We start from the raw sequence: 12,534 nt of genomic DNA, 5'->3' as shown, positions 1-12,534 counted from the left end.
TAGTCGATAATTATCGACAATGCTGTCCATTGAATAACGGTATTAAGCATAAATTCTTTTACATTATCTGTATCTATCCCTTTGCTATATAGCCATAGAAAAACGGGAAAAATCGCAACGTTGTAAAGAACCTGATAGGGTCTAGATTTAACATAAACTGGTGATTTCAAAAAAGTTGTTCCTGCCTGTTTCGCGTTTTGCACACCAAAATATTTATTAGAGATTAGCATATGTATAAAAACTATTAATGTTGCAACACCATAAGCAAGTAACAACCATAAAAAAGAAATACCTAAATTATTAAACAACTAACTTCACCTCACTTTTAGTTATTAATACATTAGACAAATATTAGTTCAAATATATTATCCTTAAAATTCCAGTAATAGTAAATCAAATATTTAGATAAAAATTCATATTTTTTAGTTAGATACTTAATTTACCTGATAATTACCAAATTAATAAATCAAAGATTAGTTAATTAGACCCTCGTATTCTTTTTTAAATTTCAAATTAAGTCCTTCAGTTTTATTTGAATCCTTCACATATACGCTATCAAAGCCCTTCATATGCCTCAAATCAAAGTTGATTTTCTATACTCCTAAGCATAGGGGGTGAAATCAATGAGTATTATCTTCAATCGAAAGATTAGGGTAGCGTCACATGCCCATCAACCGAAGTTAAAATCATACCCTTAAAATAAAAAAACGCTATGCTTATCGTAAGAAGTTTATGAGAAAGGATGGTGTTTTTAATGAATCCTATTATTTCAAATGAACTGAATCTTTTCGCACAAGAGCTACAATACTTTTTATCTCCAGCAGTCCTACAAGATATCGCCAAACAAGTTGGCTTTGTACAGCGATCTAGTAAGTATCAAGCAAACGAACTCATTGCCCTTTGCGTATGGTTCAGTCAAGAAATTGCTAGCACATCACTTGCACAATTGTGCAGTCAGTTAGAAGTTTCTACTGGGGTACTTATGAGCCCAGAAGGACTGAATCAACGCTTTAATCCAGCAGCTGTCGCATTTCTTCGAGAAGTCTTTACTTCTCTTCTCACACAAAAAATCTGTTCAAATCACTCACTTTCTGCACACGTGATTTCTGCTTTCAATCGTATCCGTATTTTAGATGCAACAGTGTTTCAACTGCCTGACCATTTCGCCACTGACTATCAAGGTTCAGGTGGGAGTAGTAATACCGCAGGCGTGAAAATCCAATTGGAATATGATTTACTTAGTGGCCAATTTCTTAACGTGCAGCTTGGACCAGGAAAGAATAATAATAAAACATACGGTACCATCTGCCTTGAAACCGTAGAGGCGGACGATTTGTGTTTACGTGATCTTGGGTACTTCGATTTAGGAGACTTACAAACCATTCATGATAGAAAGGCTTACTATATCTCGCGGTTGAAGTTGAATACACGCATTTATATCAAGAACCCTGAACCAGAATACTTCAACAATGGTGCGTTAAAAAAGCAAACAGAATACATCCAGCTTGATATGACACAAATGCTGTCTGGTCTAATCCCTGGTGAAACGATGGAAATCCCCGAGGCATACATTGGTCAAAATCAGAAACTTCCAGCACGTGTAATTATCCATCGTTTAACCGATGATCAAACGCAAACACGTCTGAAAAACCAAGCAATACGTGAAAAGAAGAAAGGCATTGTCATGAAGGATAAAAGTAAACGTTTAATGAGCATGAATGTATATATCACGAACACGTCGCTAGAAGAAGTACCGACGAACTACGTGCATTCATTATATTCACTTCGTTGGCAGATTGAAATTTTGTTTAAAACGTGGAAGTCATTCTTTGAAATTGATGAATGTAAAAATATAAAAAGAGAACGCCTAGAGTGTCATTTATATGGACAACTCATAGGTATTCTCCTTTGTTCTTCTACAATGTTTCAAATGCGACGGTTTCTGCTTGAAAAGAAAAAGCAGGAACTGAGTGAATACAAAGCGATTTATATGATTAAAGATTACTTTCCGTTACTGTTTCAAGCGATAGCCGTTGGCACAGAAGAACTTTTAAAAATTTTGCATCGCCTTTATCGGCTGCTCAAAAAAAACGGTCGTAAATGTCATAGGTATAAGAAGATGACCGTTTTTGATATTCTAGGGATTGTGTATAAAACGACGGTGAAGTATAGACAAGCTGCCTAGCGAAAAAATCGCGTTTTAATAGGCTTCTTTAGCATGCCTACTTTTTTATCACTTGCTAGTTTTGAAACAAGGATCATTTTGTATCTAGTAATTTACCTGGTTAGCTTGATGGGCATGTGGCCGTACCCCTCTTCAGGTGAAGCGCCTTAGATCATCTTTCCCTTATTTTCAAAAGGACCTGCTCAATTCATTCTTAAATACATAAGGTAATGTGAACCCATTAAATTACATGGAATGAACCCTAGTTTTACCCTCTAATCTAAAGGAGGCACTATTGTTATGGGATATGGTGGTAGTTGTGGCGAAGGCTGCGGTTTCGCTGGAGGTTTCGCTTTATTAGTTGTATTGTTTATTTTATTAATCATTATCGGATGCAGTTGTTTCTGCTAAAAACTATTGGAAAAGGCACCCTTATATGGGCGCCTTTTTGTATATTAAAAACCTCCCTATTTCTGTAGGCGGGCTAAATGTGATTTTGCACAATTGAGTTATAGCAAAATCATTTATATTGAAAGTAATTAAAATTAACTTAGTAATCCTAATACCTTAATAATCTCAATTGTTTTATTATCTTTTATTTTAAAATAAAGCCTTTTCCCTATACGTTCACTAATTACAATATTTCCAGAGGCTAATTTACGCAAATGTTGTACAATCAAATCTTCTGTAATTTTTGTTTGCTTACTTAAATCAGAAACTGACAACACTCCATATGTAATCAATTTACAAACAATTGATAATCGAGTAGAGTTCCCTAATAATCCCAAAACTTTTATACTTTTGGTATAGAAACTAAAATCCATATGAAAAGCATGTAACAGATCTTCCAACCTCCTAAAATAAGATGAATATCAACCAAAATATCTTAACATAAAAATAGTAAAAAACACCCTAAAATATACCAATTATTCATTGAGAAAAATGATACTTGAATGGGAGTCCAATACATATTATTAAAATTAATGTGGTTCAAGTCGGAGGAAGGCACCTTAGGGTGTCTTTTCTTTTATAGGGGTACAACCACACATCCATCAACTTAAGGTTATATCAGTTTAATTTCAGGTGTGATTTTTTCCTTTTTCTATAGACCAAAGATTGTGAAGTAACGAAAGCCCGCTTTCTCATCATACTAAGAAAGCGGGCTTTTCATATTCTGGTTTAGGTTAACTGCACCACTTTAAAACGAATAGGACTCCCCATCAGATGGCACTAAAATAGTGTTAGATAATCCTTTCTCATCAATAAAGTCATTCAATTCCTTTCTTGTTAATAGGCAATGGTTAAGTGATTCCATATGAGAAACGATAATTTTGGCCTGTGGTGCTGCCTGTTTTGTGTCATAAATATCCTCTTTTGTCATTGTAATAGGGCCACCTTCTAGAAACTGAGCAGCACCTCCATTGATCACAATAACTTCAGGGTCGTGCGTGTCAATTGCTTGTTGAACATCGTTACACCATACTGTATCACCTGCCACATACAATCTCGGCTCGTCTGGATGATTAAATACAATACCTGATACTTCACCGGTAAACTTTGTGATTTCGCCAGTTCCATGTTGTCCATTTGTTTTAAATAGCTTAATTTCTTCTATGTTGGTAACATGCTGTAAAGATTCTATATTGTGAAAGCCTTCTTTATTAATAGCCTCAATGTCATGTTCATTTTGTGCATAGATTTTTATATCCTTAGGTAAAACTTTTTTAGCAACTTCGTCAAAGTGATCAGGATGTAAATGCGTGATGATAACCGCATCAACCTGAATAATTTCTTCTATAGAAATTGGTAAACTAACTAACGGATTTCTCATATCTTGATTTGGTGTATTTGGAAACGGTGGAGTGGATCCTTTGTCAGCTAAAAAAGGATCGATCAAAAACTTCTTGTCTGCATAATGTACAACAAGTGTTGCATTACGTATAAGTCTAATATCCATGCGGTATTCCTCCCTTTTATATGATTCACCAATAGTATAAAATATGAGAGGAATCATGTTACATAGATAAAATCAAAAATTTGTAAGGTTTGACTTGAAATGTGAAAGGATGTGTCACGGTGTTAGATGATACAGATAAAAAAATAATAGAAGCGTTATTGAAAAATGGCCGTACGTCAATGAAAGAATTAGGAGAAAAAGTCCATCTGACGGGGCAAGCAACCTCATCTAGAGTAATAAGGCTGGAAGAGAAAGGCATCATAGAAGGTTATACGATTAAACTGAATGAAAGAAAACTAGGTTACTATGTTCACGCATTTATAAATATTTATACAAGGAGCATTCAACACAGTTCCTATTTATCATTTGTAAAAACACAACAGGAATATATCATAAAGAACTTCAAAATTAGCGGTGAAGGTTGTTATCTTCTAGAGTGTAAGTTTCCATCTAATGAAGCCCTTGATCAATTCTTAACTCAACTAAACGAACATGCTAATTACAAATTATCTATCGTAATTAAATAGAAGAACCATCGATATAAAAAAACGCTATTCTTGCTGGAGAAATATATATAAAGAATAGCATTTTTTTCATTTTAGGGAAATGTTGTTTTAGAGTGTTATAAAATTGTTAAGTTGATGGGTATGGGGTACAACCACATGGCTATCAACTTAAGAAATTAATTGTTCCCCAAAACGAAAAAAATGAACTAAATTCCCATGGACGCCTATGAAAAGATGAAATTTTCGTTTTGGGGCAACCTGTTCTGTTAGCTTGATGGGCATGGGGTGCCGCCAGCATTCCGAAAAAATCACGCTAAGCAAAAAATATAATAAGCTGTCGATATAGACAGCCCTTTACATAATTATCATTATTGGAATCAAAATAAGCTTACACATCCAAACTATTGATAATAGCTAATATTTGATGATCTGTCCATTTGCCATTAATCCTTATATTTTCTTTCGCTATACCTTCTTTTTTAAACCCTACTTTTTCTAATACGCGAATAGATGCTATATTATCAAGCATCGCTCCTGCTTCAATTCTATGTAGCTTTAATTCCCTAAAAGCAAAATCTACAACAAGTTGAAGAGCCTCTGTTGTATAGCCCTTTGTATTATGCTCCTTATCTAAAGTAAATCCCGTATAACAGCTTTGGAGGTCTCCCCTAACAATTTGAGTTAATGACATGTCTCCGATAAGTTTATCATTTTCTCTTAAAAAGATTCCAAAAGGATATACTTGCCCTTCAGCTGTCTTTTTTAGAGCTTGTTCAAGACGTATTTTTTGATGTTCTTCTGTATAAAAAACTTCTGGGAGCAACGGGCAAACTCGTTGAAAAAATTCGCGATTTCTAATATGTAAGTTAGCTAACTCGTTAGCATCAGCAGTTTTATAAAGCCGAATATAAATTTGCTTCCCTACTAGTTTCATAACATCCCTCCAACATTTTTATATGTCTAATGAGGCAAAAGTATACCGCATACTTTATACAGTTGGCTATTGTCAGGAATCATTTTGCACGAAAGAAAAGACACTCTATATGAGTGTCTTTTCCAATAGTTTTTAGCAGAAGCAAGAAGCTCCAACGATGATTAATAAAATGAATAACACAACTAATAAAGCAAAGCCTCCCGAGAAGCCACAACCGCCACAACTACCACCATAACCCATAATAGTTCCTCCTTTAGATAAGAGGGGAAAACTAAGGTTCACTCATGTATTTTAATGGATTCGTTTCATCTTATGTTTTTCCGCATTGATTGAGCAGGTCCTTTCGAAAACTATTTACATATTAACTATATTTTAAAAAATAAATAATTTAACTACAACAATAAATAGATAAATTAATATAATGTATTAATTCTAAAAGAAGGGAGGATTTTCCATGCAATTAGTTTGTTTTAAAATAGTAAGTGGTCAGTATTTCTTATTTGTAGAAGGTATTCAAATTCCCGTACCAATTCCAGCAGTTGCTGCAGCTTTATTAATTGGTTTAGGAGTAATTCCACTTTGTTCTTAATGTAAGGAATTCGGATCATTCCTATCTTTCAATTGGAAAAGCCTCAAGTATATGAATACTTGAGGCTTTCTTTATACTAAAGAAAAACACCTTACAGCGCCTAAAGATCTCCTGATTTAACTAATGCGGCCGTTACATCATCACCGAAAGTATTGAAACAGAATATTTGCTCGTCTACCGTATCCATTACTGTAGCTTCACCTATCTCGCCACCTTGAAGTTTAATAAAATAGTTATGTTCTTCTAAAATTTTACTAAAATCTCTATTTGCCCATCTTTCAGTAATTGCTAATAGCTCTTCTTTATTCTTGAAATTGTTTCCGTTTAGAATGTTTCTTACTTTCTCTGCATTCTTTTTGGACATAGGGGTTGCTCCCTTTCCTTCACACGCTTTTACTTTTTGATGAGTCATGCTATGCATAGCTGAAATAACTTCTTCTTCAGTAGAAGTTACTGTAATGTGAAGTTGTGCATTTGAGCCTTTCACTTCTGCTTCATTCGATAGTGTGTCTTCTTTATTAACCTCTGCAAAAACATGGTCCTCACTCTCAAGCGGGACTTCAGCAAACTGTAACATTCCATAAGTCATACCAGTTGCAAGTACTACTACACCTATAATAGATGCTAGCCAATACGTTAGCTTCTTGTCCATCTTCATTTCCCCTGTCTTCGTTTAAATATCTTAACTAAAGAGTACCATATTTAATTCCTTTTTATTGAAGAGTCTCTAATTTTTACTATAAAAACGTGTAAATCGTTTAATATAAATACAATCACTTTATAATCCAAAATCCCATATCCCCATCCCTATTTTTGGAGGTAATTGTTCTGAATAAAAGCATCAATCTACTTCTTCAAATAATAATTGGAATTATAATCATGACTATGCCTATTCTCATAACAAGATTTATATACGATGTCACTAAATCATCTGGTGAACTATTAGTTATTAGTACGGCTTTGCATCCTTATTCTCAAAAAGGATAAATATTGTACATACCAATTCTTATGTATGAAGACAACTAAAACAAGTGTTACGAAAAAATATAAAAAAGACATCTTTTCTAGGGAAAGATGTCTTTTTTATATAAACCTTAATGTTCGTTCTGTAAAACTCTCGCTTCCTTTACTCCTTCTTTCTCTTCTTTTAAGAATAACGATACGATAAATGCAACAATAATAAAGATTAACCCAAGTGCAAATGCACCTTGGAACCCTGAAGTTAAACCGTTTAACTTCTCTACTGGATCCAGTGGATTTACGGAGCTCTCCATATAGCTAGTTGTTCCTGAAGACATTTTCGAAATAAAGATAGCTGTACCAATTGCGCCAGCTACTTGTTGCAACGTACTAAATAGTGCTGTTCCGTGCGGATATAAATCTGGTGTTAATTGATTTAAACCGTATGTTTGTGCTGTCATGACAAACATGAGTCCAACCATTAATACGCTATGCATGACAATAATTTGTACCATTGATGTATCAGGAGTAATGCCTTTAAATAAGAACATTGCAATTCCTACTAAGACAATGCCGGGAACGATAATAACTTTCGGACTAAATTTATCAAATAGTTTACCTGCGATTGGTCCCATTATGGCGCTAATAATACTTCCCGGAAGCATGATAATTCCTGATTTAAAAGCTGTAACGAGTAAAACGGTTTGCAGGAACATCGGTAATAAGGTCATCGTTGAAAATAACGACATCATCACAATGACAATTAATCCAACTGATAATGTAAACATCGGAACTTTAAATGCTCGTAATTCTAAAATTGGATTCTCAATTTTCAATTGTCGAACGGCAAAAATACATAATGAGATAAGCCCAACAATTAAAGTGCCATACACTTTTGCATCGGACCATCCTAAATCACCCGATGCACTAAAGCTATACACAAGCCCGCCAAATCCTAATGTCGATAAAAGGATAGATGGGTAATCTACTTTTGGCCTTGTTAACTCTGAAACATTTTGAATGTACTTCATCCCAATCATAATGGAAATGATCACGATAGGAATAACAATATAGAATAACCAGCGCCAATTTAATGAATCCACAATTACTCCAGATAATGTAGGGCCAATTGCCGGAGCTGCCATCATCACGAGTGCGATTAATCCCATTGTCGCACCACGTTTTTCAGGTGGACAAATGATTAAAATCGTATTCATTAATAACGGTGTAATTAACCCCGTCGCTACAGCTTGGACGATACGGCCAATTAATAAAACGGAAAATGTCGGTGCGAATCCCGCAATTAATGTACCGACTAAAAACGTTACCATAGCGATCAAAAACATTTGTCTCGTTGTGAGCCATTGCTGAAGTAACGCTGTAATTGGAACTAAAACCCCAACTACTAACATGTAAGCTGTAGAAAGCCATTGAATCGTTGAAGCGGTTACGTCAAATTCTTTCATTAATACCGTTAACGCATTACCAAGTAATGTTTCATTTAATAATGCAACCATTGCACCTAAAAGTAACGCAATTAAAATGGGGGTATGTTTTAAATTAGAAGTATCAACTTTGCCACTTGCTGGGCTCTTAGTTGTCATATTCATTTACAGATTCTCCTCCTGTTTCTTACTTAAAAAACTTTAAATACACCGGAACACATGTAATATAATATACATATGTAGATTAAAAAGGGAGAATCAATTTTCAGCCACTGTATATTTAATCTACAAAAAAGGAGAATTGTAGATGAACGATAGTGAAAAACAACTTGATTTACGTATTAGACGTACACATAAATTACTGTGGGATTCCTTATTTGAATTAATGACGCAATCAAAACAGAAATATAGTACGATCACGATTAACCAAATATGTGACCGCGCAATGGTACACCGAACAACCTTTTATAAACACTTCGAAGATAAAGATGCTTTATTAACATTTGGATTTAAACGATACAGCAAGATGATTGCTGAAATACCGGTTTCAGATCGATTAAGTAAACCATTTCAAGTAATGGAACAATTTCTACATCATGAAGAAATCGGTAAAATATTAGAAACACAAATGTCTGATGAACAATTTATTAACCGGACACAGCATTTAAGTCACGAAACGAGAAAACAAGAAATAGAAGCGTTAAATCAACTTTGCAAAAATCATACGATGCCCAGTGATTTAATCATTGAATTTTATTCAGGGGCAATCACCTCATTAAGCGCATGGTGGTTTAAAAGTGAAAGAAAAGTTTCTGCTGCTGAAATGGATAGGTATCTCCACCAACTTATTAATCGGGATATTTTTCAGTTTGAAGAGGAATAAGACTACACCTTTTCAATCATGCAATAAAGTGAAACTTTAATCAGTGGGGGTTTTGTTCATCCCCCACTGATTATCAGCCCTCACCAATCGGACTTTTACGGGCAGTTGATCCCCCTCCTAACTTCTTTGCTTCCACTGAATTTTGAGGTGGGGGTCTTACTGCCCGTTAAAGCGGGATCAAATTGACCACAAAATAGGAATATGATATATTTTCCGTAGAATACTATATAAGTGTGACATCAAATACAATGGCATATAATAAAAAGAAGAGATGCGCTAACATCTCTTCCTTAACTGCTACCGTATAGGGTGGTGGTTATTATACGTTATTATTTTTTACGAAACCCACCCTTTTGCTTCCTACGGCGCGGAGTGGGTTTTTTGTTGTCCTTACCCAGAAGTTGCTTCCGCAAAAAATACGCTGAAACTTCACGCACAGTCGCTTTGACAAACTCTTTTACAAGGTCAAACAAAAAGTCCATATTATCACCCCCTTTCCTTCCAAATGGAAAGAAGGGATAACCACCCACCCTCACAATATGCAGTTGACTTTATTTTATCAAATGATTGTAAAGATATTATGTAAACAAAACAAATGAAATTTTACATAGAAAAAAAGCCCTTCTAAACCGGGCTTTTCTATCATCATTATTTAGCGATCTTCTTCAAATCCGAACTTTCTATAATTGAAAGCATATCCACCTTTTATTAAGACGGACCATAACCAATAAGATGAGCAATTATAACTGCTATTAAACCGATTGAGTATTCAATTAGAATTAAAGGAAGAATCCACCTTGCCCACCTTGTCCATGAAATTCCTGCAATTGCTAATCCAGCCATTAGCGTACCACCTGTCGGAAGAATAATGTTTCCAATACCATCCGCGAATGAAAAGGATAATACAGCTGTTTGGCGTGTAATGTCCAATAAATCTGCAAGTGGCGCCATGATAGGCATTGTCAACATTGCATGACCACTACCTGATGCTAAAATAAAATGAATCGCTACTTGGAAGTTGTACATTCCAACAACACTTAAAAAAGGAGAAATATGTTCCATTCCTTCCGACACTTGATACAGTAGCGGGTCTATAATATGCCCTTGATTCAATACAACTAAAATAGCGCGTGATACACCAATGATTAAAGCTCCCCCGATTAAAGATGCCGATCCTTGTGTAAAAGATTCTACAGTATCATCAAGAGATATCTTGCCGAGAATTGCAATGATTATAGTTAAAATAATAAATAAAGCTGCAATTTCTTTTATATACCACTCGTACTTAATAACACCAAATACAAGAATAATATAATTGATTAAAAAGGCTGTTAATATCCATTTATGTCTTTTTGTTAACTCTACTTTCGCTGTTAATAGGCTGTCTTGCTCATTTGTATCGAATTTTCCGTAAATTCCGCTTGCAGGATCCCTCTTTACTTTCATAGCATGACGATAGACGAATGTAACAGCAATTACATATATGACTACGAATAAAATGAGGCGGAACCCCATCCCCGAATACATAGGAAGACCCGCTATCCCTTGCGCAAGTCCAACTGTAAACGGATTCATAATTGCCGTTGTAAATCCAACGGACGCTCCTACTAGTACCATCGCGGTTCCTGTTATCGTATCAAATCCAACCGCAAGAGCTAGCGGGATGAATAGAGGTACATACACTAAAGCTTCCTCCGCCATTCCCATTAATGACCCGCCAAGCGCAAAGAACAGCATGATAATAGGAATCATTAACTTTTCACGGTTAGCAAGTTTTTTTGCCATCGTTGAAACAAGAGCCTCAACCGTACCAGATGCCTTTAATACACCAAAAAACCCTCCGATAATAAGAATAAAAAAGATAATATTAGCAGCTTCTACCATCCCTGTAGGAATAGATTTTACCGTATCAAAAAATCCAAGTGGCGTTGATTCAATCCATTTAAATGAATTTGGATCTACTGTTGTATACCCATTTTTTTCAATCTGTTCATATTTTCCGGCCGGCAATATATGTGTAATAACAGCCGCAATAACTAACAAGACAAGTAACATTGCAAATACGTTTATTTTCCATTCTTTTCTTTCCTTTTTTTCTTCTGGCTCGAATGAAACTACCTTCTCTGATACTTGACTCATATACCAATCCCCTTTGCAATAAAATGAAACGTTGCTCAATGGGGTTTTTGTTCATCCCCCACTGATTATTACTTTTCCGGGCAGCTGGCAGTCTGGTTTCCCCACTACCATGACGTACCAAGCTATCCACCAATTCTTTTATTTATAACACGCTAGGATTTAACTACCTTTTTACTAATTTCATTTACAAATTGGTTAAATAAACGTTGCTGTAGAGCATCCTTTTCCGACATCATTTCTGGATGCCATTGAACCGCTGCTACATGACGATGAGCTTTGGATTCAATAGCCTCTATCACACCATCAAAGGACCATGCGCTTGCCTCAAAATCTTTCCCTAATGTTTTCACTGCTTGATGGTGAAAAGAATTAACCATTAAAGATTTTTGGCCAATAGCCTCATAAATTTTCCCCTCTTCCAGAAGATCTACGGAATGAGAGCCCTGCCATTTACGGAACTGTTCTCGAACATGGAAATATTCTGGCCCCATCTCGTGCTCTAAGTCTTGATAAAGAGTTCCACCAGCTGCAACATTTAACACTTGTAATCCTCGGCAAATTCCTAAAATAGGAATATCTTTTTCTAAAGCCTGCTTTGCCAGATTTAATTCAAAATTATCTCGTTCTTCCTCTACAGTACCTATATATGCTTTTGGAGTATCACCGTAATAAACCGGATTGATGTCCGCGCCACCAGCCAATAACAATCCATCTAATTGATTAAGTGTGGACTCAATTTGATCAACTTCCTCAATTGGAAGTAGAACAACCGTTGCACCTGCTCGTTGAATTGAACGAATGTAGTCATAAGAAAAGATAGCCATATCTTGACCTGGTAGCCCTCGTAAGCCCTCCTTCCCTATTTCACTATGATCAATATAATACCCAGTAACACCAATTAGTGGTTTCATTTTCTCTCACCTCATAATTTAAATGGTTTCGTTGTCTTTCTCTGTT

15 protein-coding genes are annotated in these 12,534 nt (G+C 35.4%); 5 read left to right on the top strand and 10 right to left on the bottom strand.

The window, feature by feature from the left end:
- Positions 1 to 308 (bottom strand): hypothetical protein (locus ACTJJY_RS18225; RefSeq protein WP_440606203.1); only part of this gene is annotated, 308 nt, incomplete at its 3' end.
- A gap of 446 nt (positions 309 to 754) precedes the next feature.
- Between ACTJJY_RS18225 and ACTJJY_RS18220 the strand changes: the two genes are divergently transcribed.
- Positions 755 to 2,185, top strand: coding sequence for an IS4 family transposase (locus ACTJJY_RS18220; RefSeq protein WP_440606202.1), 1,431 nt, complete (start codon positions 755 to 757; stop codon positions 2,183 to 2,185).
- Positions 2,186 to 2,464: 279 nt separating this feature from the next.
- Positions 2,465 to 2,575: a YjcZ family sporulation protein gene (locus ACTJJY_RS18215; protein WP_000540371.1), complete on the top strand. Its 111-nt coding sequence runs from the start codon at positions 2,465 to 2,467 to the stop codon at positions 2,573 to 2,575.
- A gap of 134 nt (positions 2,576 to 2,709) precedes the next feature.
- On the opposite strand, the gene ACTJJY_RS18210 is transcribed toward ACTJJY_RS18215, so the two are convergent.
- Complete coding sequence (locus ACTJJY_RS18210; protein WP_440606208.1) at positions 2,710 to 2,988, bottom strand: ArsR/SmtB family transcription factor; 279 nt, start codon at positions 2,986 to 2,988, stop codon at positions 2,710 to 2,712.
- A 374-nt stretch (positions 2,989 to 3,362) separates the two neighbouring features.
- Positions 3,363 to 4,121, bottom strand: a complete 759-nt coding sequence (locus ACTJJY_RS18205) for an MBL fold metallo-hydrolase (protein WP_242269298.1) — start codon at positions 4,119 to 4,121, stop codon at positions 3,363 to 3,365.
- Between the two features lie 119 nt (positions 4,122 to 4,240).
- On the opposite strand from ACTJJY_RS18205, the gene ACTJJY_RS18200 reads away from it, so the two are divergent.
- Positions 4,241 to 4,648, top strand: coding sequence for an Lrp/AsnC family transcriptional regulator (locus ACTJJY_RS18200; protein ID WP_242269301.1), 408 nt, complete (start codon positions 4,241 to 4,243; stop codon positions 4,646 to 4,648).
- Between the two features lie 367 nt (positions 4,649 to 5,015).
- Here the strand turns inward: ACTJJY_RS18200 and ACTJJY_RS18195 are convergent, their stop codons facing one another.
- On the bottom strand, positions 5,016 to 5,561 hold the full coding sequence (locus ACTJJY_RS18195; RefSeq protein WP_440606201.1) for a GNAT family N-acetyltransferase: 546 nt from the start codon (positions 5,559 to 5,561) through the stop codon (positions 5,016 to 5,018).
- 132 nt (positions 5,562 to 5,693) lie between these two features.
- On the bottom strand, positions 5,694 to 5,801 hold the full coding sequence (locus ACTJJY_RS18190) for a YjcZ family sporulation protein (RefSeq protein WP_000540375.1): 108 nt from the start codon (positions 5,799 to 5,801) through the stop codon (positions 5,694 to 5,696).
- Positions 5,802 to 6,015: 214 nt separating this feature from the next.
- Here ACTJJY_RS18190 and ACTJJY_RS18185 point away from each other — a divergent pair, with 214 nt between their 5' ends.
- Positions 6,016 to 6,150 (top strand): hypothetical protein, encoded by a 135-nt coding sequence (locus tag ACTJJY_RS18185; protein ID WP_001177693.1) that lies wholly within the window; start codon positions 6,016 to 6,018, stop codon positions 6,148 to 6,150.
- Positions 6,151 to 6,250: 100 nt separating this feature from the next.
- On the opposite strand, the gene ACTJJY_RS18180 is transcribed toward ACTJJY_RS18185, so the two are convergent.
- Positions 6,251 to 6,802: a PRK06770 family protein gene (locus tag ACTJJY_RS18180; protein ID WP_440606200.1), complete on the bottom strand. Its 552-nt coding sequence runs from the start codon at positions 6,800 to 6,802 to the stop codon at positions 6,251 to 6,253.
- Positions 6,803 to 7,244: 442 nt separating this feature from the next.
- Complete coding sequence (locus ACTJJY_RS18175) at positions 7,245 to 8,720, bottom strand: MDR family MFS transporter (RefSeq protein WP_440606199.1); 1,476 nt, start codon at positions 8,718 to 8,720, stop codon at positions 7,245 to 7,247.
- A gap of 142 nt (positions 8,721 to 8,862) precedes the next feature.
- Here ACTJJY_RS18175 and ACTJJY_RS18170 point away from each other — a divergent pair, with 142 nt between their 5' ends.
- Positions 8,863 to 9,438: a TetR/AcrR family transcriptional regulator gene (locus tag ACTJJY_RS18170; RefSeq protein WP_440606198.1), complete on the top strand. Its 576-nt coding sequence runs from the start codon at positions 8,863 to 8,865 to the stop codon at positions 9,436 to 9,438.
- A 329-nt stretch (positions 9,439 to 9,767) separates the two neighbouring features.
- Here the strand turns inward: ACTJJY_RS18170 and ACTJJY_RS18165 are convergent, their stop codons facing one another.
- From ACTJJY_RS18165 to ACTJJY_RS18155, 3 genes are all read right to left on the bottom strand, one after another.
- Positions 9,768 to 9,920, bottom strand: coding sequence for a hypothetical protein (locus ACTJJY_RS18165; protein ID WP_000346677.1), 153 nt, complete (start codon positions 9,918 to 9,920; stop codon positions 9,768 to 9,770).
- Between the two features lie 226 nt (positions 9,921 to 10,146).
- Positions 10,147 to 11,577 carry a YfcC family protein gene (locus tag ACTJJY_RS18160; RefSeq protein ID WP_440606197.1) on the bottom strand — a complete coding sequence of 477 codons (1,431 nt, stop codon included), beginning with the start codon at positions 11,575 to 11,577 and terminating at the stop codon, positions 10,147 to 10,149.
- 152 nt (positions 11,578 to 11,729) lie between these two features.
- The gene (locus ACTJJY_RS18155) at positions 11,730 to 12,488 is read right to left on the bottom strand and encodes a gamma-glutamyl-gamma-aminobutyrate hydrolase family protein (protein ID WP_327879344.1); all 759 of its coding nucleotides are present in this window, start codon (positions 12,486 to 12,488) and stop codon (positions 11,730 to 11,732) included.
- Between the last annotated feature and the right edge of the window lie 46 nt (positions 12,489 to 12,534).

Source organism: Bacillus sp. 22475, from assembly GCF_052044835.1.
GTDB classification, from domain to species: Bacteria; Bacillota; Bacilli; order Bacillales; family Bacillaceae_G; genus Bacillus_A; species Bacillus_A cereus.
The sequence above is the reverse complement of the archived record's forward strand: the minus strand, read 5'-3'. Positions and strand labels throughout refer to the sequence as shown.